Annotated in this window: 22 protein-coding genes; 2 read left to right on the forward strand and 20 right to left on the reverse strand. The window is 32.7% G+C overall.

Going from position 1 to position 21,887, the window contains the following annotated elements:
- Nucleotides 1-220 precede the first annotated feature (220 nt).
- Nucleotides 221-1,612: a glycine--tRNA ligase gene (locus tag HMPREF2586_RS10530; RefSeq protein WP_040030033.1), complete on the forward strand. Its 1,392-nt coding sequence runs from the start codon at nt 221-223 to the stop codon at nt 1,610-1,612.
- 124 nt (nt 1,613-1,736) lie between these two features.
- On the opposite strand, the gene recO is transcribed toward HMPREF2586_RS10530, so the two are convergent.
- The 19 genes from recO to lepA all read right to left on the reverse strand — a co-directional run bounded on the left by recO (nt 1,737) and on the right by lepA (nt 20,089).
- Nucleotides 1,737-2,495: a DNA repair protein RecO gene (recO, locus tag HMPREF2586_RS10535; protein WP_070658638.1), complete on the reverse strand. Its 759-nt coding sequence runs from the start codon at nt 2,493-2,495 to the stop codon at nt 1,737-1,739.
- A 21-nt stretch (nt 2,496-2,516) separates the two neighbouring features.
- Nucleotides 2,517-3,416, reverse strand: coding sequence for a GTPase Era (gene era / locus HMPREF2586_RS10540; RefSeq protein ID WP_046208149.1), 900 nt, complete (start codon nt 3,414-3,416; stop codon nt 2,517-2,519).
- A complete protein-coding gene (gene cdd / locus HMPREF2586_RS10545; RefSeq protein WP_046208148.1) occupies nt 3,416-3,820 on the reverse strand; it encodes a cytidine deaminase in 405 nt (134 codons plus the stop codon). Before cdd ends, era begins: the two co-directional genes overlap by 1 nt.
- Before the next feature lie 91 nt (nt 3,821-3,911).
- A complete protein-coding gene (locus tag HMPREF2586_RS10550) occupies nt 3,912-4,250 on the reverse strand; it encodes a diacylglycerol kinase family protein (protein ID WP_070039382.1) in 339 nt (112 codons plus the stop codon).
- 8 nt (nt 4,251-4,258) lie between these two features.
- Complete coding sequence (ybeY, locus tag HMPREF2586_RS10555) at nt 4,259-4,720, reverse strand: rRNA maturation RNase YbeY (RefSeq protein ID WP_070039383.1); 462 nt, start codon at nt 4,718-4,720, stop codon at nt 4,259-4,261.
- A complete protein-coding gene (locus tag HMPREF2586_RS10560) occupies nt 4,721-5,668 on the reverse strand; it encodes a PhoH family protein (protein WP_046208145.1) in 948 nt (315 codons plus the stop codon).
- A 335-nt stretch (nt 5,669-6,003) separates the two neighbouring features.
- Nucleotides 6,004-6,660 carry a hypothetical protein gene (locus HMPREF2586_RS10565; protein ID WP_064208894.1) on the reverse strand — a complete coding sequence of 219 codons (657 nt, stop codon included), beginning with the start codon at nt 6,658-6,660 and terminating at the stop codon, nt 6,004-6,006.
- 17 nt (nt 6,661-6,677) lie between these two features.
- Nucleotides 6,678-7,664, reverse strand: a complete 987-nt coding sequence (floA, locus tag HMPREF2586_RS10570) for a flotillin-like protein FloA (RefSeq protein ID WP_026034799.1) — start codon at nt 7,662-7,664, stop codon at nt 6,678-6,680.
- 6 nt (nt 7,665-7,670) lie between these two features.
- On the reverse strand, nt 7,671-8,363 hold the full coding sequence (locus HMPREF2586_RS10575; protein WP_371090943.1) for an NfeD family protein: 693 nt from the start codon (nt 8,361-8,363) through the stop codon (nt 7,671-7,673).
- Between the two features lie 377 nt (nt 8,364-8,740).
- Nucleotides 8,741-8,917: a 30S ribosomal protein S21 gene (gene rpsU, locus HMPREF2586_RS10580; protein WP_002483157.1), complete on the reverse strand. Its 177-nt coding sequence runs from the start codon at nt 8,915-8,917 to the stop codon at nt 8,741-8,743.
- 175 nt (nt 8,918-9,092) lie between these two features.
- Nucleotides 9,093-10,439 carry a tRNA (N(6)-L-threonylcarbamoyladenosine(37)-C(2))-methylthiotransferase MtaB gene (mtaB, locus tag HMPREF2586_RS10585; protein WP_046208141.1) on the reverse strand — a complete coding sequence of 449 codons (1,347 nt, stop codon included), beginning with the start codon at nt 10,437-10,439 and terminating at the stop codon, nt 9,093-9,095.
- A 5-nt stretch (nt 10,440-10,444) separates the two neighbouring features.
- Nucleotides 10,445-11,197 (reverse strand): 16S rRNA (uracil(1498)-N(3))-methyltransferase, encoded by a 753-nt coding sequence (locus HMPREF2586_RS10590; RefSeq protein ID WP_070039387.1) that lies wholly within the window; start codon nt 11,195-11,197, stop codon nt 10,445-10,447.
- Between the two features lie 3 nt (nt 11,198-11,200).
- Nucleotides 11,201-12,139 (reverse strand): 50S ribosomal protein L11 methyltransferase, encoded by a 939-nt coding sequence (gene prmA, locus HMPREF2586_RS10595; RefSeq protein ID WP_070039389.1) that lies wholly within the window; start codon nt 12,137-12,139, stop codon nt 11,201-11,203.
- A gap of 4 nt (nt 12,140-12,143) precedes the next feature.
- Nucleotides 12,144-13,274, reverse strand: coding sequence for a molecular chaperone DnaJ (gene dnaJ / locus HMPREF2586_RS10600; RefSeq protein WP_070658643.1), 1,131 nt, complete (start codon nt 13,272-13,274; stop codon nt 12,144-12,146).
- Nucleotides 13,275-13,411: 137 nt separating this feature from the next.
- On the reverse strand, nt 13,412-15,256 hold the full coding sequence (gene dnaK, locus HMPREF2586_RS10605; RefSeq protein ID WP_046208137.1) for a molecular chaperone DnaK: 1,845 nt from the start codon (nt 15,254-15,256) through the stop codon (nt 13,412-13,414).
- A 51-nt stretch (nt 15,257-15,307) separates the two neighbouring features.
- On the reverse strand, nt 15,308-15,934 hold the full coding sequence (gene grpE, locus HMPREF2586_RS10610; protein ID WP_064208889.1) for a nucleotide exchange factor GrpE: 627 nt from the start codon (nt 15,932-15,934) through the stop codon (nt 15,308-15,310).
- 26 nt (nt 15,935-15,960) lie between these two features.
- A complete protein-coding gene (gene hrcA, locus HMPREF2586_RS10615) occupies nt 15,961-16,941 on the reverse strand; it encodes a heat-inducible transcriptional repressor HrcA (RefSeq protein ID WP_046208135.1) in 981 nt (326 codons plus the stop codon).
- A gap of 99 nt (nt 16,942-17,040) precedes the next feature.
- Nucleotides 17,041-18,165 (reverse strand): radical SAM family heme chaperone HemW, encoded by a 1,125-nt coding sequence (gene hemW, locus HMPREF2586_RS10620; protein ID WP_070039392.1) that lies wholly within the window; start codon nt 18,163-18,165, stop codon nt 17,041-17,043.
- 100 nt (nt 18,166-18,265) lie between these two features.
- Nucleotides 18,266-20,089, reverse strand: a complete 1,824-nt coding sequence (gene lepA, locus HMPREF2586_RS10625) for a translation elongation factor 4 (RefSeq protein ID WP_046208133.1) — start codon at nt 20,087-20,089, stop codon at nt 18,266-18,268.
- A gap of 319 nt (nt 20,090-20,408) precedes the next feature.
- On the opposite strand from lepA, the gene rpsT reads away from it, so the two are divergent.
- A complete protein-coding gene (gene rpsT, locus HMPREF2586_RS10630; RefSeq protein WP_046208132.1) occupies nt 20,409-20,660 on the forward strand; it encodes a 30S ribosomal protein S20 in 252 nt (83 codons plus the stop codon).
- 225 nt (nt 20,661-20,885) lie between these two features.
- Here rpsT and holA read toward each other — a convergent pair whose 3' ends face one another.
- Nucleotides 20,886-21,860: a DNA polymerase III subunit delta gene (holA, locus tag HMPREF2586_RS10635; RefSeq protein ID WP_046208131.1), complete on the reverse strand. Its 975-nt coding sequence runs from the start codon at nt 21,858-21,860 to the stop codon at nt 20,886-20,888.
- Nucleotides 21,861-21,887: the final 27 nt, after the last annotated feature.

Genomic DNA, 21,887 nt, shown 5'->3' on the forward strand with positions numbered 1-21,887 from the left:
GGGTGGTGAAAGCTTAACATAACAATTGGCTAAAAATTTAAAAAGAAGTTTCAAAGGCGAGTGTACTCACTAAATTGGGTGGAACCGCGGGTTAATAATATTTTATTAAAAACACATAATTATATGTGATTAAAAATAATTAACTCGTCCCAAGGCAATGATTAAGTTTTTTTCTTTTTCTTTGTCTTGGGGCGTTTTTATGTTAAAAGGAGTGTTTTTTTTGGCAAAAGATATGGAAACAATTGTTCAGTTAGCAAAACACAGAGGATTTGTATTCCCTGGCAGTGATATTTATGGTGGTTTATCAAATACGTGGGACTATGGCCCATTAGGTGTAGAATTAAAAAATAATATTAAAAAAGCATGGTGGCAAAAATTTATCACGCAATCTCCATATAATGTAGGGATTGATGCAGCAATTTTAATGAATCCAAAAACTTGGGAAGCATCTGGTCATTTAGGAAACTTTAACGATCCAATGATAGACAATAAAGATAGTAAAATTCGTTATCGTGCAGATAAAATAATAGAAGACTACATGGCGAATGAAAAAGGAGACGAAAATTTCGTAGCCGATGGTTTAAGTTTCGATGAAATGAAACGTATTATTGATGAAGAAGGTATTGTTTGTCCTGTAAGTGGAACTGCTAATTGGACAGATATTCGTCAATTTAACTTAATGTTCAAAACTTTCCAAGGTGTGACGGAAGATTCTACAAATGAAATTTTCCTACGTCCTGAAACTGCGCAAGGTATTTTTGTCAATTACAAAAATGTTCAACGTACAATGCGTAAAAAATTGCCATTCGGGATTGGTCAAATCGGTAAATCATTCCGTAATGAAATTACACCTGGTAACTTCATCTTTAGAACACGTGAATTTGAACAGATGGAATTAGAATTCTTCTGTAAACCTGGTGAAGAAATAGAATGGCAAAATTATTGGAAAACTTTTGCTAGCCAATGGTTAAAAGACTTAAATTTAAGTGAATCGGCAACACGTTTACGTGACCATGATGCAGATGAATTATCCCACTACTCAAATGCAACAACTGATATAGAATATCGTTTCCCATTCGGTTGGGGAGAATTATGGGGTATTGCAAGTAGAACAGATTATGATTTAAAACAACACAGTGAACATTCTGGTGAAGATTTCCAATATCATGATCAAGAAACTGGTGAAAAATACCTTCCATATTGTATTGAACCATCACTTGGTGCAGACCGTGTTACATTAGCATTCCTTTGTGATGCTTATGCTGAAGAAGGTGTTGAAGGTAGTAAGGATTCAAGAACTGTATTACACTTCCACCCTGCATTAGCACCTTATAAAGCTGCTGTTTTACCATTAAGTAAAAAATTATCTGGTGATGCAATTAAAATATTTGAACAATTAAGTGCTAACTTTGCAATTGATTTTGATGAATCACAATCAATTGGTAAACGATACCGCCGTCAAGATGAAATCGGTACACCATACTGTATAACATTTGACTTTGATTCACTAGAAGATCAACAAGTAACTGTACGTGACAGAGATACGATGGAACAAGTACGTATGCCGATTGCTGAATTAGAAAGTTTCTTAACTGAAAAAGTGAAATTTTAATTTTACTTTTTCAAGTTATACTTTGAAAATAATAGTACAAAATGAAAACGTCAATTTCTATATAATTTATAGAAATTGACGTTTTTTACTTATAAAATTTTATTTCTCATTAACTTTGACTATATTAATTTGAATGATCTAATCTTTGTAATTGATTAATAAGCTTTTGACTTTTGAAATACATACCTGCATATTCACTATATAACATTATCATTAATTGCGACATTTCATTAATAATATCTTGATGTATACTCAAGGCGTTCATTTTACTTATAGGTAAATTTTGTAGCACATCTAATAAGTAAAGTGTTTTATTGGATAGTAGTAAAGCATTTGGATCTTGAGATTTTGCATGATTTGAAATTGCACCATCAAATTTAAAACTATAGCCAATGAGTTTAGCTTGGTCATCATCACCAGTGACTACACAATGATTGAAAATTGCGCTAAACCCAAACTTTGACATTGATTTAATTAGTACAATTACCGACATCAACTGTGCGGATACACCACTTTTAATTTTATCTAATACAAAATGTAATAATTCGTAGCTAAACTGTGACAGTTCATCATTATCAATAGATCGATCTATCGTTTCAGTACATAAACTAGCATAACTACTCTCATAAATATCTAATCGAAGATGATAATTTTGATCGATGACATCTACTGAACTTAAAGTTCCCATGCCTTTCCATTTAGAATAAATAAACAAGCCATAAACAAATAATTGCGTATTAGCTTGCAAACCACTCTTGATCTTTTTGGCACGGCGAACCATAAGTGGAATTTTTGCACCGTATTCATTTAAAATTGTAATAATTTTATCGGATTCGCCATAATCAACCGTTTTAATAATGATACCTTTTTGTTTGATTAACATTTTAGCTCACCGACTCTCAACTTAATCTTGATCTTCTAAATAGCCCATTTGACGAATAAAGTTTACTTTATTTCGCCAATCTTTTTGAACTTTTACCCATAGTTCTAAGTACACTTTAGACCCCAACAAGCCTTCAATATCTTGACGTGCTCTTTTCCCTACTTCTTTAAGTTTTTTACCACCTTTACCAATCACTATTCCTTTTTGTGAATCACGTTCTACAAAAATCGTTGCTTCAATCCTCACACGTTCTTCATCTTCTTTAATCATACGATCAACATTGACGCCTATCGCATGTGGAATTTCTTCATTCGTTAGGTGTAATATTTTTTCACGAATGAGTTCGCTCACTACAAACTGTTCTGGGTGATCAGAAATTTGATTATCCGGATAGTATTTTGGCCCTTCAGGTAAATATGATTTAATAACATTGATAAAATGCTCAACATTTAATCCTTCTAAAGCAGATATAGGGACTATTTCGGTGAAATTCATATATTTTTTATATTTTTCTATTCTTGGCATGAGCTCATCCGGATGGACGAGGTCAATCTTATTTAACACTAAAAACACTGGTGTCTTGACTGATTTCAACATTTCCATTATGTATTCATCGCCTCGACCAATATCTTCATTAACATTAACCATAAACATAATGGCATCAATTTCAGATAGTGTGTTTGTTGCAACACGCATCATATAGTCGCCTAATTTATGTTTAGGTTTGTGTATACCCGGTGTATCTAAAAAAATAATTTGTGCATCTTCTTGAGTCATGACACCTTGAATTTTATTTCTTGTCGTTTGTGCTTTATCAGACATAATAGCAATTTTATGTCCGATGACGCGATTAACAAAGGTAGATTTACCTACATTAGGTCTACCAATTATTGTTACAAATCCTGATTTATGTGCTGTCATTATTTTAAATCCTTTCCAGAAAATCCTAGAGGTAATAAATCACTAACTGTAGATTGAATCATGTCACCTTTGTGATTAGTCATATATACAGGCATTTCGTCATCACAAAGTTCTTTTAAAACCTGTCTACAAGAACCACATGGCGAAGAAGGTGTTTCTGCATCAACGGTTACAGTGATTGATTCAAAATCGCCAGGTCGATATCCATCAGCAATAGCTGCAACCAGACTTGATCTTTCTGCACATATACCTAATGGATAAGCGGCATTTTCTACATTTGCGCCGTGATAAGTTTTACCATCTTTCGTAATTAAGTACGCACCTACTTTAAAATTACTGTATGGCGCATAAGCTTTGCTTTGTGCTGTTCTTACTTCCTTGAAATAATCGGGTTGGTAAGCCATAATTTAACACTCCTATTCAATTTTTAATTATTATAGTATTTTTCCAAACTAAATGTTGCTTAATATATAGATAGATTAAAAATCGTATTTTCTATTTTATAAAATATGGTAAAAAAACAATAAGTCCTATTACCAACGCAATTATCGAAGCAAGCATAACACTAGCAGCTGCAGTGTCTTTAGCTTTCTTTGCAAGTTCATGATATTCATCTGTAATCAAATCCACTACATATTCTAGTGCTGTATTCATGGCTTCAAAAGTTAACACAAATCCTATAGCGATGATGATTAAAAACCATTCAACTATATTTATTTTTAAATAAAAACTCAGTAAAATTGCAAAACATGCAAAAATAATGTGGATTAAAAACTTTTTATCTTTGTTAAAGAGGACCAGTAAACCTTGAAAAGCGTACTTAAAACGTTTCATAACTATCTCTAATCTCTTGGCAATCCATAAGCATTTAAAATTTCATCTTGTCGACCAAACATTACCTTTTCATCAGCTTCATTTATATGATCATAACCCAATAAATGTAAAAAGCCATGAAGCGCGAGAAAACCAAGTTCTCTTTCAAAAGAGTGCCCATATGCATCTGCTTGTGATTGAGCAACTTCAGTGCATATGATAATATCTCCGAGTACTCTTGGTATATCTAACCCACTGATTTCAGGTTCATCTTCCTCTAATGCAAAGGATATTACATCTGTCGCCTTATCTTTATCTCGATACATTTTATTAATTTGTTGAATTTCCACTTTATCTACAAATGTCACAGATAATTCGGCATCATTTTCTATGCCTTCTTGTTCTTTTGCAAAAGAAAGAAGGTCGTCTATTTGCTTAAACCATTTTTTATCGACTAATTCAGTATGATCATTAAAATCTATTGTGAACATTTATTCTTCTCCCTCATAGCGATCAATTATTTTACTTACAAGTGGATGACGCACAACATCGTTTTGGTCTAAATGATGGATACTTAGACCTTTTACATTGTGTAACTTTGCTATTGCTTCTTTAAGACCACTTTTAACACCTTTAGGTAAATCAATCTGTGTCTTATCACCGGTAACAACCATTTTCGATCCAAAACCTAACCTTGTTAAGAACATTTTCATTTGAGCATGTGTAGTGTTTTGTGCTTCATCTAAAATAACAAATGCATCATCAAGCGTTCTCCCTCGCATATATGCTAACGGTGCTATTTCTATAACACCACGCTCGATAAATCTAGCAGTTTGTTCTCTTCCTAAAACGGTATTTAAACCATCATATAATGGACGTAAATAAGGATCAACTTTCTCCTTCAAATCACCAGGTAAGAATCCTAATGATTCCCCAGCTTCTACTGCAGGTCTAGTCAAGACGATGCGTTTAACATTACCCTTTCGTAATTGCTTGGCAGCATAAACAACAGCTAAAAATGTTTTCCCAGTACCTGCTGGTCCAACACCAAATACCAAGTCATTATGATACATAGCATTGACGTAAAGTCTTTGCCCCATAGTTTTAGCCCTTATTGTTTTACCAAACGCATCTTTAGTAATTTCGTCCTCATATAAATCTAATAAGTAATGAATCGTACCATTTTTTGCCATTTTAACAGCAGCTTCTACATCTTTGAGCGATATTGTAACGCCTTGCTGTATGACTTTCAATAAATTAATTAGTACTGATTCTGCTTGTTCTACATGCTCAACTTTTTCACCTTTAACGGCTATTTCTTGTCCTCGAGCATGTATTATGACATCAAATCCCTCTTCTATTGATTTTAGATTTTCATCATTGTTACCAATGAGTGCTTGTGCTTCATTGATGTCATCTATTTGAATAATTCCAGGCATATAGTTGCTCCTTTACAAATATATTCGTTTCTATTATTTTATCCTATTAGATTTTAAGTTACAAAAAATAATTATGATGCATGATATGAAATAAGCATTATTATAAAAATAATAATTTGAATAAATCATACTGCAACTTCAATATTATTATATCATGAAATAATCTCATATTATTTCAAAGTGAATTAAAAATTGACATTAATTGTTATTTTTATGTAAAGCAAAGCATTGTGATAGACTGCGTGAAATTTATCAAGCAATAAGTACTTTGAAATTAAAAATAACTCAACTCACAAAGTCAAGATTCTAACTTTATAAGTTGAGTTTAAATAAATTTATAATTGTTTTGGTCGTTCTAAAACTTCAGACCAAATAATGCCATTAACAACTTCATCATCTGCAAATCTATATTGAGCATTTGTGCCAGAGCTTTGAACAGAATGCGCATTCATTAACTGTTTTAAACGATAACGCTTAGTTCTCTCTGATAAATATTTATCAGAAATAATATCTCGTGCTTTTTTCTCAGTTCTTTGTATTTTTTTCTCAGTTTCACGATCAATCTCATTACGCACGTCTTCTATTTGACCCATTAAATCAGCTTCAAGCTCTTTTTGAAGTTTATCATCTTGTTGCTTTTGCTCACGTTTTACTTTTTCAGCTTCTGTTTCATTATGTTTAGGAGCTGATGATGATTCTTGTTGAGGTGTCTCAGTTTCCATCTTTTCAGCTCGTGTCTCAGCAGGTTTATTCTGCTTTGGTGTATGTTCTTCTTGAGAAAAAGGACCATCATTAAATTGTTTTTCTAACTCAGAAAATGTTTTACCGATTTCTTCAAGGAAACCACGTTTTTGTGGTGGTGCTTCAGATTGATTTGGCTGTTTGTTAGATGGCGGTTGTTGTTTTTTTCGTTTTTTATGACTATCATCGTTAATAGCTCCAATTATTGTAAAAATGACAGATACTACAAAGATAATAATACCTATATTCATTTAATCACCCCTATTTATTATTCCGGTGATTCATCATCTTCTTTTTTTGTACGTTGGTTAATAGAATTTCTCATACCAGTATCTGCTTCAACATTTTTCAGATTATAATAATCTTTCACACCAAGATTTCCTGAACGCAATGCTTCGGCCATAGCTAGTGGAACTTCTGCTTCCGCTTCAACAACTTTAGAGCGCATTTCTTGTACTTTTGCTTTCATTTCTTGTTCTTGTGCTACTGCCATTGCACGACGTTCTTCGGCTTTTGCTTGTGCGATATTTTTATCAGCAAGCGCTTGCTCAGTTTGTAAATCTGCACCGATGTTTTTGCTAATGTCTACGTCTGCAATATCAATCGATAGGATTTCGAAAGCTGTGCCTGAATCTAAACCTTTACTTAAAACTGTTTTAGAAATATTATCAGGGTTTTCAAGCACTTGTGTGTGATGTTCACTAGAACCAATTGTAGATACAATACCTTCACCAACACGTGCAATAATTGTTTCTTCTCCAGCACCACCGACCAATCTTGCAATATTTGCGCGTACTGTAATTCTTGCTTTTGCTTTAACTTCGATACCATTCATAGCTACACCAGCGATAAATGGTGTCTCAATTACTTTAGGGTTTACAGACATTTGAACAGCTTCTAGCACATCACGGCCAGCTAAGTCTATAGCTGCACCACGCTCAAAAGGTAAATTAATATCTGCTCTTTGTGCAGCGATATTTGCATCAACAACACGATCAACATTACCACCTGCTAAATAATGTGATTCAAGTTGATTTGTTGTCAAGTTTAATCCTGCTTTATGCGCTTTAATTAAAGGTGATATTACTTTACGTGGAGAAACTCTACGTAATCTCATTCCTACTAGGGTACCAATGCCTACTTTTACACCCGCTGCGATTGCTGAAATCCACAATCCAACAGGTACAAATGAAAATAATAACAATAATGCAATTACGACTATAACTGCTATAATTAAAATTCCAATCATACTCATTCTCCTTTATGTTTCTATTTCTCTCACAACAACTCGGGTACCTTCAACTTCAAGAATAGTTACTTTTTTATTGCGTAATATAAAAGAACCGTCTGAAACTGCATCGATACGTTCATCGTTATAAATAATAATTCCTGCTGGTCTTAAATCTGTAGATGTAACTGCAACTTCTCCAACTAAATGAGAGCGATCTTCATGTGATGTATAACCTGCTTCTGCATTTGTAGAATCCTTCAATACAACTTTATCTAAAAACGGTATTTTACGTTTGAAAAATTTCACAAGTATCACCCACTCTATGATTGATAATATTAAGGCAACGACAACATTAGCAATCATGTACACTAAATTGTCACCTAAAGTAACAATACTAAAAACGATTAATGCCATACCTATAATGCCTATGATTGCACCTACTACAAATAATTCAATAATGACGAATATCACACCAATAGCAAATAAGACAACTGAATAAAAGTTAACATCGCCTTTTATAAAAAATCCTAAAAAGAAGATGAATAACGCTAATGTTGATATAATTCCGATAATATTTATCCTATTTGAATATAACTGATACAAAAAGCCTAAGAAGATAATACAAGTTAATATCAAAGCACCTATTGGACTAACAATAAAGTTAGAAACGTTGTCTATCCAGTTTCCGTTTTCAACAAGTCTAGTTGAAAAGATTGTATGTATATTGCTTATCGAAGGAATCACTATATCACCTCACTCTCAATTTAATTATACATGAAATAAATATATGATTATACCGTTTACACAATAAAATTCATAATGTTATTCATTTTTAATTAAATGCTAGAAATACAAATATAGTCTTTTTCAATCTACTGTAAAAGAAGTAAACATTAATATTTGTTCATAATGTAAATGTGGTTGTTTTCTTAAATATGTATCATGTTATTTCAATGTTTATGACATCATTGTATAGGGAGAAGGATTATAGATAGTCACTTTCTTAACATATAAAAATAATAGCCTTAGCTGAATAAACAACTAAGGCTATTATGGTTTATAATTAATGTTGGTGTTGAGGGAGTCAACGAAACAATTAATTATTTGAATTTACGTTTACGTGCAGCTTCTGATTTCTTTTTACGTTTAACGCTAGGTTTTTCGTAAAATTCACGTTTACGTACTTCTTGAATTGTACCGCTTTTAGAAACTGTACGTTTGAAACGACGTAACGCATCTTCAAGTGATTCGTTCTTTTTGACTACTGTTTTAGACATGTGTATTTCCCTCCCTCCAAATATCAACGAAACTTTATAATCATTACACGGTAATTACCATGTATTAATTAGTATAATATATCTGATTAATGTGGTCAATTAGTAAAATTTTAATTTCATGATTCATTTTACACCATCAAAAGATGTTTGCAGTTAAATCATTGTTCATTAAAATTTAAACAGTAATTGAATGTTCTGTTGTATTGGTAGCATGATCCACTACTCTTAGTAACTCCCCATGATTGATTGGGTAATCAGGTTGAGTAATTTTAATTTTTACAAGCTCGCCAATCAGTGATTCATCACCTTCAAATTGAACTTTCATATAATTATCCGCAAAACCTATTAAAGTCCCTTGCTCACTGCCAACTTCTTCTGGAATGACTTCAAGTACCTCTTGGTCAAATTTAGATGCATATGATTTAGCCAGTTGATCACTTAAATGAATTAAACGATGTACACGTTCATTTTTAATATTTTCGTCCACTTGGTCATCCATTCTTGCAGCTGGTGTACCAATTCTAGAAGAATACGGAAATACATGTAGTTCTGAAAATTGATGTTCAACAATAAAATCATATGTTTCTTGGAATTCTTCTTCTGTTTCACCTGGGAAGCCAACAATGACATCACTTGTAACTGCCAATCCAGGTAGCGCTTCATGTAAACGCGTCAATCGCTCTGAAAAATGAGCCATAGTATATTTTCTTCTCATTCTCTTCAATACTGAATCAGATCCAGATTGTAAAGGAATATGCAGATGACGCACAACTTTGTTTGACTGTTCAATTACACTAATGACTTCATCCGTTAATTGACTGGCTTCAATTGATGAAATTCTGATACGTTCTAATCCATCTATCGTTTCTAAATCACGTAGTAATTGTGCTAAATTATAATTCTTTAAATCCTGGCCATATCCACCTGTATGGATACCAGTTAAAACAATTTCTTTATATCCTGAATTTACAAGTGTTGTTGCTTGTTCTATCACTTTTTCAGGATCTCTGGAACGCATTAATCCACGTGCCCAAGGAATAATACAGAAAGTACAAAAATTATTACATCCTTCTTGTATCTTCAATGAAGCTCTTGTTCTGTCTGTAAAGTATGGAACCTCTAATTCTTCATATGTACGATTTTTCATGATGTTTCCTACACCATTGATTGGTTGTCTTTCTTTTTTAAATTCATTGATATAACCGATTAACTTCGTTCGATCTTGTGTGCCGACCACTATATCTACACCAGGTATTTCCATAATTTCAGCAGGAGATGTTTGTGCATAACAACCTGTAACACATACAACTGCGTCTGGATTTTGTCTTATAGCACGTCTGATAACTTGTCTACTTTTTTTATCACCTGTATTCGTAACCGTACATGTATTGATAACAAATACATCAGCATTTGTTTCAAAGTCAACACGCTCGTATTCTGCTTCTTTAAATAATTGCCAAATTGCTTCGGTTTCATAATGATTCACTTTACATCCTAATGTATGAAATGCAACCGTTGACATAAATATCACCCCAATAAATCTTTTTGAAAGCTTACAGCACTTAATGTGTATAAAGGTGCAGTTTCAGCTCTTAATATCCTAGGACCTAGACCGACTTGATATGCTGAACTTCCAAATAACTTAATTTCTGATTCAGACAAACCACCTTCTGGTCCAAAAATGATTAACACACGATCACCAGGTTCAAATTTTTGAACAACTGCTTTAAAAGTACTTTTTTCCCCACACTTAGCAGATTCTTCATAAGCAATCAATACATAATCATATTCATCAATAATATCATAGATTTCCTTTAAATTCGACTTATACTCTATCTCTGGAATAATTAGCCTATAACTTTGTTCAGCAGCTTCTTTTATAATCTTTTGCCAACGTTCTAATTTTTTAGTTACTTTATTTTCATTAAGTTTTACAACTGACCTTTGCATACCAACAGCAATAAATTGGCTTGCGCCTAACTCTGTTGATTTTTGTATCATCCATTCATACTTATCTGCTTTAATTAAACCACTGCAAATTGTTACATGTTGTGGTAACTCTGTATTGATATCCATTTTTTCTATTAATACAATTTCGATTTGATCCATAGTTATATTTTCAATTTTACATTTATAGACTTTTTGATCTGAAAAAGTAATAATAATTTGATCGTCATTTTGATATCGCATTACATTTGTAATGTGATGTATATCACTTTGATCAGTAATAAAAAAACGCTGATTTACATCAGCGTTTTGGTCAATAAAATATCTCTGCATTGCTTAATCGCTCACTTTCTGTCCAACGATACATACCCAACCGTTTTCATGATTAATAGAAATGATTTTAAACCCAACACGCTTCATCTGTGCTAAAATTGTTTCATGCTTTTCTGTTATAATACCAGAAGTTATAAAATAACCATCTTTATTTAAAGTATTATAAGCATCTTCAATCATTTCTTCAATAATATGAGCTAAAATATTCGCAATAACGACATCAAATTTTTCAGTTTCTTCTGTTAGTAAATTACCTGGCACAGCTTCAATTGCTTTAACACAATTATTTTTTTCGAAGTTTTCCTTCGCAACTTTAATAGCCATTTCATCTACATCAATCGCTTTTATGCGTTCTACTCCTAATAAATATGATGCAATGCTAAGTATACCTGAACCTGTACCAACATCAATCACTGAATCATCTGGCTTTACAAAGTGTTCAATCGCTTTCAAACACATGCTAGTGGTTGGGTGGTCTCCTGTACCAAAAGCCATTCCCGGATCCAATTCAATACACATTTCTGCTTCGTCTTCTTTTTGATAGGTTTCCCAACTTGGAACAATCGTAAATTTTTCAGAAGCTCTAAAAGGATGAAAATAATTTTTCCATTCATTTTCCCAGTCATGTTCTTGAATCGTTTGTTGTTGATATTCAAATATGTTTGCATCCAAAGATTCAATGCTTTTAATTTCATGAATCAGATCTTTTTTAAAGTCTTGAGTATATTTCATTTCATTAAAATAAGCTTTAACCCTTACGCCGTTAACTGGGTAATCATCAGGGTTTAACTCATAAATTTCACCAAACTTATCAGCAAAACCATTTTGAAGATCTAATGAATCTTCGATAACAACCCCGTTTGACCCGAATTCTTCTAAAATATTAGAAATAATAGGTATCGTATCATGATTTGCAGTGATTGATATTTCAGTCCAGTTCATTTTTTTATTCTCCTTTAAAGAATCTTTTTGCTTTGTCCTTAAAATTTGATGGTTGTTCAGTTAATGATTCACCATCAATATCAGCAAATTCTCTTAACAATTCTTTTTGACGTTCATTTATCTTAGTAGGTGTAACAACTTTTACATTGATAAACAAGTCACCATAACCATATCCATGAACATTTTTGACGCCTTTTTCTTTAAGACGGAATTGTTTACCTGATTGTGTTCCGCCAGGAATTGTTAACATTACATGACCTTTTAAGGTTGGAACCTTGACTTCATCACCAAGCGTTGCTTGCGCAATACTAATATCTTGTGAAAAGTAAATATCGTCGCCGTCTCTTTCAAAAGTTTCAGATGGTTTAACTCTAAATACAACGTATAAATCACCTTGTGGTCCACCGTTTTCTCCTGGTGCACCTTCACCTGCTAATCTTATTTGTTGTTCATTATCTACACCTTCAGGTACTGTCACATCAATTTTAACTGTTTTATTTTCAGTACCTTTACCATGACATGTTGGACAAGGTTCTTCAAATTCTTGACCAGAACCACTACATACTGGACAAACTTTTTCAGTTCTAACTCTACCTAAAATCGTATTTTGTTCTACTGCAACATGTCCTGAACCATTACAGTAATGACACGTTTTTTTCTTAGTACCCGGTTTAGCACCTTCGCCATCACAGGTATGACAAGTTACATCTTTGCGAATTGAAATTTCTTTGTTTGTACCGAATACGGCTTCTTCAAAGTTAACAGTCATTGTATATTGTAGGTCATCACCTTTTCTAGGTGCATTTGGGTCTCTTTGACGTCCACCACCAAAGAATGAACTGAATATATCTTCGAAGCCACCACCGAAACCGCTAAAGTCTTGACCACCAAATCCTTGGCCGCCAAAACCACCTTGTGGTCCATCATGACCAAATTGATCATAATTTGCACGTTTGTTTTCATCACTCAATGTTTCATATGCTTCTGAGATTTCTTTAAATTTTTCGTCTGCGCCTTCTTCTTTATTGATGTCAGGATGATATTTTTTTGATAATTTACGGTAAGCCTTTTTTATTTCATCTTTAGAAGCGTCTTTACTGACACCTAAGATATCATAATAATCTCTTTTGGCCACTTTTATCTCTCCTTTTACGATGGATTAAATTACTTATTAAAAAGGAAAAAGTCAAAGCCAATGTTCAATTGACTTTGACTTAATTTGGCTAAGCAATTGTGTCATATTTTGCTTTTAATAGCAATTAATAACTAAACTTATTTTTTATCGTCTTTGTTATCGTCTTCGTTCACTTCTGTGAAATCAGCATCTTCAACATTGCTATCATCTGAACCATTTGCTTGTTCACCTTGTGCTTGTTGTTGTGCTTGAGCAGCTTGTTCGTAAACTTTAGCAGATAAGTCTTGAACTACTTTTTCTAATTCTTCTTTTTTAGCTTTAATATCATCAATATCTTCGCCTTCAAGCGCAGATTTTAAAGCTTCTTTTTTCTCTTCTGCATTATTTTTATCATCTTCACTGATGTTTTCACCTAAATCAGTAATTGTTTTTTCAACTTGGAATACTAAGCTATCTGCTTCGTTTCTTAAATCACTTTCTTCACGACGTTGTTTATCTGCTTCAGCATTTTCCTCAGCATCTTTAACCATACGATCGATTTCTTCGTCAGAAAGTGAAGAGCTTGATTGAATAGTGATATTTTGCTCTTTATTAGTACCTAAATCTTTTGCAGTAACATTAACGATACCATTTTTATCGATATCAAAAGTTACTTCGATTTGTGGTACGCCACGTGGAGCTGGTGGAATATCAGTCAATTGGAATCTGCCAAGTGTTTTGTTGTCAGAAGCCATTGGGCGTTCACCTTGTAATACGTGAATATCAACTGCTGGTTGATTATCTGCTGCTGTTGAATACACTTGTGATTTAGATGTCGGAATAGTAGTATTTCTTTCAATCAATGTATTCATACGTCCACCCATAATCTCAATACCTAATGATAGAGGTGTTACGTCTAATAATACTACATCCTTAACGTCACCAGTGATAACGCCACCTTGGATAGCAGCACCCATTGCTACTACTTCGTCTGGGTTAACACCTTTGTGAGGATCTTTACCCACTTCTTTTTTCACAGCTTCTTGAACAGCAGGGATTCTTGTTGAACCACCAACTAAAATAACTTCATCGATATCAGAACTACTAATACCAGCATCTTTCATAGCTTGACGCGTTGGTTCCATTGTTCTTCTGATTAATGAATCAGCTAATTCTTCAAATTTTGAACGTGTTAAACTTAATTCTAAGTGCAATGGACCATTTTCACCTGCAGAAATAAATGGTAATGAGATTTGTGTTTGAGAAACACCTGATAAATCTTTTTTAGCTTTTTCAGCTGCATCTTTTAGACGTTGTAATGCCATTTTGTCTTGTGATAAATCTACGCCATTTTCTTTTTTAAATTCTGCTACTAAATAATCGATAATAACTTGGTCAAAGTCATCTCCACCTAGTTTATTATCACCTGCAGTAGAAAGTACTTCAAATACACCGTCACCTAATTCAAGAATAGATACGTCGAATGTACCGCCACCTAAGTCAAATACTAGGACTTTTTGGTCTTGTTCAGTTTTATCTAAACCATAAGCTAATGCTGCTGCTGTTGGTTCGTTAATGATACGTTCAACTTCTAAGCCAGCTATTTTACCAGCATCTTTTGTAGCTTGACGTTCACTGTCATTAAAGTATGCAGGAACAGTGATAACTGCTTTTTCTACTTTTTCACCTAAATAATCTTCTGCTGTACTTTTAAGGTTTTGTAATACCATCGCAGATATTTCTTGTGGTGTATATGATTTACCTTCTACATCTACTTTATGTTCAGTACCCATATGACGTTTGATAGATTGAATCGTATTAGGGTTAGTAATTGCTTGACGCTTAGCAACTTCACCTACTTGAGTTTCACCATTTTTAAATGCAACAACAGATGGTGTTGTTCTAGCACCTTCTGGATTTTGAACAACTTTTGGTTCGTCACCTTCTAAAATTGCTACACATGAATTTGTTGTACCTAAGTCAATACCTATTACTTTACTCATAACTAAATTCCTCCTGTTTGTTTTGAAAATTTGGTATTTTCATCAATATAACTATTGATTTACTTTAACCATTGAAGGTCTTAAAACACGTTCCTTCAATTTATAACCAGTTTGTAGTTCTTGAGTGACCTGACCTGATTCATAATCAGGATTGTCGTCTTGTACTACAGCTTGATGTATATTTGGATCAAACTGTTGACCTTCAGCCTCAATTTTTTCTAAACCGTTATTTTTCAATGCGTTCAATAAGCTTTCATAAACCATTTCCACACCTTTTTGTAATGATTTAAATTGCTCATCTTCGCCTTCGATTTGTAAAGCTCGTTCTATATTGTCTATAGTCGGTAAAATGTCATTTAAAACATCCTGAGCTTTATATGCTTTCATCGTTTGATTTTCTTTTTGGATTCTACGCTTATAATTTTCAAATTCTGCGTATAATCTTAAATATTTTTCTTCTTCTTCTTGAACATTATTTTTTAATTGTTGAATTTCTTCATCTTTAGGATCGATATCTGCCTCAGTATCTTCAGAATTTTCTTCTTGCAGATTATCTTGTGATTCATTATTCATTTCATCAGCATCTTCAACTGAAGTAGTTTGGTCGTTCTGTGATTCTTGATTAATATCTTCAGTTTTTTCGTTTTCATCGAATACTGATTCATTTTTTTCTGTCATTTTCTGCCCTCCAATACAATTCTTAATTACCAAATCGTATTTAGTAATTGTATTACATTCTGATAGTTCATTGCCGTTGGTCCGATAACCGCAATTTGACCTTTAAGTCTATCATCAATATGATATTCTGTAGTGACGATAGAAATATCGCTCAAGCTTGATTCGATTTCCTGTCCAATCTTAACATTAATTGATGAATTTGACATTTCATCAAGTAGCTGAGTAATTTTGTTTGATTCAATATACTGCAAGATAGGTTGAATAGAAGAAACATTTGATTCATTAAGTGCATCAATTAGTTTAACCTTTCCACCCATGTAAATGCCATTACTTTGATTATCAAAATGAACATCTATCGTATCTAACATTTCTTTTATAAAGTCTTTTTCAAAATCCGACTTCGCAAAAGCATTAAGTTCATTTTCTAAGCGTTGTTGATTTAATGCATTGTATCTTGCAGTCACAAAGTTAGCTATTTTAGTCAATTCATCACTCGATAAACGTGCTTTGGATACTAAATGTAAATGCTCAACATGGCCAGAAGTAAAAACAACAACCATGATTACTAAATATGCATTCGCTCGAATCAAGTGAATGTTATTAATAATATCTTTTTTGTGATTTGGACGCATTACCAACGTTGTATACTGAGAAGCGATTGAAAGTTCATTTGCGAACTCACTCAAAGCTGAGGAGATATCATAATGATTTTCAACCAGTAAGTCTCTTAAACGTTGTATTTTTTTGTGTTGTTGATGAGATGTTTGTTGCAATAATTGATTCACATAATATCTGATGCCTGACTCTGACGGCGAACGTCCTGATGAAGTATGTGTCTTCTCTATTAACTGTAGTTCTTCTAGTTGTTTCATTTCATTTCTAATAGTAGCAGGACTAACATTTAAATTATGTCTTTCAATCAGTGTTTTGGAACCAATCGGTTGACCTAAATCAACATAATCTTCAACAATTGCATTTAAAATGCTCAATTGTCTATCACTAATCATGTTTTCACCTCATTAGCACTCTTTTGTTTCAAGTGCTAATTATAATTTATCAAATTGGTCAAAGTAAGTCAATGTTAAAGCCCTAGTTTTTGAAAAAAATTAAACATTTAGTAAAAACGACTCAAATACTAGATTTCCAATTACTTTACCTCTCTCTGTTAAAGAAATATATCCGCCAGTATCATTAATTAATTCTCGTTGCTTTAAATCTTTGATTGTGTCGTTATAAACATCATCAATTGTTTTATTAAATTTTTGTTCGAACCGTTTTCTACTAACGCCTTGATTCATTCTTAAACCTAGAAACATTTCCTCTTCCATTTGTTCACTTTCTGTTGGATAAACTGAGTCAAGAACGGGCCTTTCCTTATTTTGTATCTTATTTATATAATGATTCACAGGGTTTACATTATTATATCGCTCGCCATTTACATAACCACTTGCCCCTGCGCCAAATCCATAATAGCCTTCGTTTTTCCAATATACTTTATTATGCTCTGATTCATGGCCTTTTTTACCAAAATTTGAAATCTCATATTGGTGTAATTCAGTCTCGTGCATTCGCTTTAATAAATATTCGTACATTTCTTCACCAACATCTTCGTTTGGAATTTTCAATTGACCTTTACGGTACATATTATAGAATTGAGTTTTTGGCTCTAAAATCAATCCATAACTTGAAATATGATCAATATCCATCGCTAACGCTTTTTCTAAACTTTCTTGAAAATCTTCTAGGCTTTGCTGGGGTAGATGATACATTAAATCTAAGCTTATAGAAGGTATACCAACTTTCCTTGCATTGTTCACTGCTCTATAAATGTCCTCTGTCTTATGAGAACGTCCTAATATCGCTAGTAATTCGGGTTTGAATGTTTGAACGCCCATCGATAATCTATTCACACCATAATCTCTTAAAAGTTGTACTTTGGCTAAAGTTAGTTCGTCCGGATTGGCTTCAAAACTAAATTCACCTTTAATTTCAAAAATATCGGTAATTGCAGTTAATAGTTTTTCCAGTTGCTCATATGATAACGCGGTAGGTGTCCCACCACCCACAAAAACGGTTTCTAAAGATCTAACTTCGCTCTGTTTCATTTCGTTAATTAAGCAATCTAAATATTGATCCACTGGTTGATTTTGTATAAAGTATTTATTGAAATCGCAATAAGTACAAATTTTGACACAGAAAGGGATATGGATATAAGCACTTTTCACTTCCATTTTTGAAATGACCTTCTTTCGTTAAATAAAATAGATTCATATAACAAAAACTGGGCCATAAATCGAATGGATTTAAGGCCCCAATGTTTAAAAAATCATATTAATCTTCGTCCATCTTAAGCACTGCAAGGAAAGCATCTTGTGGTATTTCAACATTACCCACTGCTTTCATTTTTGCCTTACCAGCTTTTTGCTTTTCTAATAATTTTCTTTTACGACTAATATCGCCACCATAACACTTAGATAAAACGTTTTTACCCATTGATTTTATATTTGTACGAGCAACTATTTTTTGTCCAACTGCTGCTTGTACCGGTACTTCGAACTGTTGTCTAGGTATTAGCGTTTTAAGCTTTTCAACTAACGCTTTCCCTCTTTCATATGCGAAGTCTTTATGAACTATAAAACTAAGTGCATCTACTTTCTCTCCATTTAGTAATATATCCATTTTAACTAAGTCGCTTTCTTTATTATCAATAAATTCATAGTCAAAAGAAGCATAACCTTTTGTATTTGATTTTAGCTGATCAAAGAAATCAAACACTACTTCAGATAAAGGCAGTTCATAGATAATATTGACGCGTATATCATCTAAATACTCCATATTAATAAATTGGCCACGCTTACGTTGACACAATTCCATAACTGCACCCACATAATCGTTTGGTACCATCATTGTCGCTCTTACAAAAGGTTCATAAATCGTATCAATTTGATCTCTTTCAGGCATATGCGCTGGATTATCGACTGAGATTTCATCACCATTTTTAAGAATACATTCATAAATTACAGATGGGGCTGTAGCGATTAATTCTATTCCAAATTCACGTTCAATACGTTCTTGGATAATTTCCATGTGCAACATGCCTAAAAAACCTGTTCTGTATCCAAAACCTAATGCTTGAGAAGACTCAGGTTCAAATTCTAATGAAGCATCATTCAACTGTAACTTCTCTAATGCTTCACGTAAATCGTTATAGTCTTTATTGTCTATAGGGAATAAACCGCAGAAAACCATTGGGTTCATTTTCTTATATCCTTTTAACGGCTCAGCTGCTGGACGGTGTAGATGGGTAATTGTATCCCCGACACGTGAATCATCTACATTTTTGATACTAGCAATGACATAACCAACATCTCCAACAGTTAGCTCGCTAACTGGTAATTGTTTTGGTGTATTGATGCCTACTTCTGTAACTTCAAAAGATTTTCCTGTAGCCATCATTTTTATTTCATCACCCGTTTTCAAAGTACCTTCAACAATTCTAATTGATGAAATAACCCCTCTGTAGGGATCATATTCTGAATCGAAAATCAATGCTTTTAATGGTTCGTCTGGATCTCCTTGTGGTGGTGGCACGACTTCTACAATTTTTTCTAATATATCATCAATACCAATATTTGATTTTGCACTAGCTAATACAACATCATCTTTATCTAGTCCTATAACATCTTCTACTTCTTGCTTTACACGTTCAGGTTCCGCTGCTGGTAAATCTATTTTATTCACAACTGGTAATAACTCTAAATCGTTGTCTAATGCCAAATAAACATTGGCTAATGTTTGGGCCTCTATGCCTTGTGCAGCATCTACTACTAATATAGCGCCTTCACATGCAGCTAATGATCTTGAAACTTCATATGTAAAATCTACGTGTCCAGGTGTATCAATTAAATGAAACGTATAAGTCTCACCATCTTTTGCATCATATTTTAAACGTACCGCATTTAATTTTATTGTTATACCACGTTCTCTCTCTAAATCCATGGAATCCAATAACTGTGATTGCATTTCACGTGATTCAACAGATTTAGTATTTTCCAAAATTCTATCTGCTAATGTAGATTTTCCATGATCAATATGTGCAATAATAGAAAAGTTTCTTATATTTTCACGCTTGTTTAAACGATTTTCTTTATCCATGTATTATCAGTCTCACTTTCATAATTCTAGCCCGTAATATGTATGACATTCTTTGATATAATAACGTTTTTATCTACTAATTGCAAACTTGATAAAATTAATAGTAAAATTTGAATTTATGTTTATCTTTCGTCGCTTATGTTACTATTTTTACTAATATCTTTTCTTGTTATAATTATTATTGTATCATTTATCGCGAGTTTACGCGCCTTATTATAAATAAATGATTGCAGAAACTTGGTTGTTTTGATAAAATATTTCTTGTTGTAATCAAATTAATTTTTGATAGCGAAGATCACACTTTTAGGAGGTGACAGACATGCCAAACATTAAATCTGCAATTAAACGTGTTAATACTACTCGTGTAACTGAGGAACGTAATATTTCACAAAAAAATGCAATGCGTACAGCTGTGAAAAGAGCTCATACAGCAATTGACACTAACGCTGACAACAAAGCTGAATTAATTAGCTTTGCATTGAAAAAAGTAGATAAAGCTGCGCAACGCAACTTAATACATTCTAACAAAGCTGCTAGAATTAAATCTTCTTTAATGACAGCTGCTAAATAAACTAAAGTTCAAGCCTACGCTTGAACTTTTTTTATTTCAATATTTCATGCGACCTGCTACATAAGATTAGCCCAGAAATGATTTATAATAAGAGAAATCATTTCTGGGCTTTTTTACAACTTTAATATTTATTAGTTTTAGCATCATAACTATCAACATGCTTTATAATTCATCTACAGAAATCTATCCAGTGAAATGACTAGACGAAAACAAAAAGCTTCACATTTATAAGGACAAAATAAACAATTCGAGGATAAGGTGTTTATCCATATAAGATGACTTTAATTTATAATCTGTTTCTGCGCAATTATCAATAATATTTAATAAACTTTCTAATTCATAATGCCTTGCTTGGTTTAAAGCTAACTTCACCCTATAGGGATGAACGTTGATTGTTTTAGCAATTTGTTGGCCACTATAGCCTTTTTGTCCCAATATTTTACTTTGATAAAAAAGTCGATAATTACTTGTAATCAGTGCTAATAATTTTATAGGCTCCTCTTTCATTGCTATTAAGTCTTTAACTAGTTGAATGGCTTTTGATTTTTTATTTTTTTGTATATATTCAGTGAGCAAAAAAACATTTTGTTCTAGACTTCTATTTACAATTTGATGAACATCATCTTTATTAATAGTCGTTCTATCACCCAAAAATAAAATGAGTTTTTCTATCTCTTGCTTAACAACATTAAAATTAACTCCTGTTAATTCAATAACTAAATCAAGCGCATCTTGCTTAATATCTTTATAATTCTCATGCAGTTGACTTTTTATCCAATGTTTTATTTCTTCTTCTGACATTTGTTCTATCTTTTTAATTTGCGCATGTTTTTTCAATGATTTAACAACTTTTTTTCTCTCATCTAATTTAGAATGATTAACTTCAAACAATATTAAAGTGTCACCATCATATTTTTCTATAAATTCTATCAGTTGATCAATGTTATGATTTAATTCTTTAGGCGGTTTCTCACCAGTAAAAACATATGCATTTTGTACTAGAACAGCTTTTTTATTAGAGAAAAATGGCATGGTAAGCGTTTCTTCAATAATTGGAGCTAAATCATTTTCATATAAGTTATATTTAACGAAGTTGAATTCATCTTTTGGTGCATCTAAATATTGTTCAATAACTTCAGAAGCTTTTTTTTCAATTAATTCAGGTACTTCACCATATATCGTTATTATATTGCTACTCATTCTCGGCACCCTTTCAATTCTATTACA

It is taken from the genome of Staphylococcus sp. HMSC034G07 (genome assembly GCF_001835975.1).
Lineage (GTDB): Bacteria > Bacillota > Bacilli > Staphylococcales > Staphylococcaceae > Staphylococcus > Staphylococcus ureilyticus.

What these genes read in the sequence shown, in the direction of transcription:
- recO (WP_070658638.1), bottom strand. Translation starts at nt 2,495, where the DNA reads ATGTTAATCAAACAAAAAGGTATCATTATTAAAACGGTTGATTATGGC.
- era (WP_046208149.1), bottom strand. Translation starts at nt 3,416, where the DNA reads ATGACAGCACATAAATCAGGATTTGTAACAATAATTGGTAGACCTAAT.
- cdd (WP_046208148.1), bottom strand. Translation starts at nt 3,820, where the DNA reads ATGGCTTACCAACCCGATTATTTCAAGGAAGTAAGAACAGCACAAAGC.
- HMPREF2586_RS10550 (WP_070039382.1), bottom strand. Translation starts at nt 4,250, where the DNA reads ATGAAACGTTTTAAGTACGCTTTTCAAGGTTTACTGGTCCTCTTTAAC.
- ybeY (WP_070039383.1), bottom strand. Translation starts at nt 4,720, where the DNA reads ATGTTCACAATAGATTTTAATGATCATACTGAATTAGTCGATAAAAAA.
- HMPREF2586_RS10560 (WP_046208145.1), bottom strand. Translation starts at nt 5,668, where the DNA reads ATGCCTGGAATTATTCAAATAGATGACATCAATGAAGCACAAGCACTC.
- HMPREF2586_RS10565 (WP_064208894.1), bottom strand. Translation starts at nt 6,660, where the DNA reads ATGAATATAGGTATTATTATCTTTGTAGTATCTGTCATTTTTACAATA.
- floA (WP_026034799.1), bottom strand. Translation starts at nt 7,664, where the DNA reads ATGAGTATGATTGGAATTTTAATTATAGCAGTTATAGTCGTAATTGCA.
- rpsU (WP_002483157.1), bottom strand. Translation starts at nt 8,917, where the DNA reads ATGTCTAAAACAGTAGTCAAAAAGAACGAATCACTTGAAGATGCGTTA.
- mtaB (WP_046208141.1), bottom strand. Translation starts at nt 10,439, where the DNA reads ATGTCAACGGTTGCATTTCATACATTAGGATGTAAAGTGAATCATTAT.
- HMPREF2586_RS10590 (WP_070039387.1), bottom strand. Translation starts at nt 11,197, where the DNA reads ATGCAGAGATATTTTATTGACCAAAACGCTGATGTAAATCAGCGTTTT.
- prmA (WP_070039389.1), bottom strand. Translation starts at nt 12,139, where the DNA reads ATGAACTGGACTGAAATATCAATCACTGCAAATCATGATACGATACCT.
- dnaK (WP_046208137.1), bottom strand. Translation starts at nt 15,256, where the DNA reads ATGAGTAAAGTAATAGGTATTGACTTAGGTACAACAAATTCATGTGTA.
- grpE (WP_064208889.1), bottom strand. Translation starts at nt 15,934, where the DNA reads ATGACAGAAAAAAATGAATCAGTATTCGATGAAAACGAAAAAACTGAA.
- hrcA (WP_046208135.1), bottom strand. Translation starts at nt 16,941, where the DNA reads ATGATTAGTGATAGACAATTGAGCATTTTAAATGCAATTGTTGAAGAT.
- hemW (WP_070039392.1), bottom strand. Translation starts at nt 18,165, where the DNA reads ATGGAAGTGAAAAGTGCTTATATCCATATCCCTTTCTGTGTCAAAATT.
- lepA (WP_046208133.1), bottom strand. Translation starts at nt 20,089, where the DNA reads ATGGATAAAGAAAATCGTTTAAACAAGCGTGAAAATATAAGAAACTTT.
- rpsT (WP_046208132.1), top strand. Translation starts at nt 20,409, where the DNA reads ATGCCAAACATTAAATCTGCAATTAAACGTGTTAATACTACTCGTGTA.
- holA (WP_046208131.1), bottom strand. Translation starts at nt 21,860, where the DNA reads ATGAGTAGCAATATAATAACGATATATGGTGAAGTACCTGAATTAATT.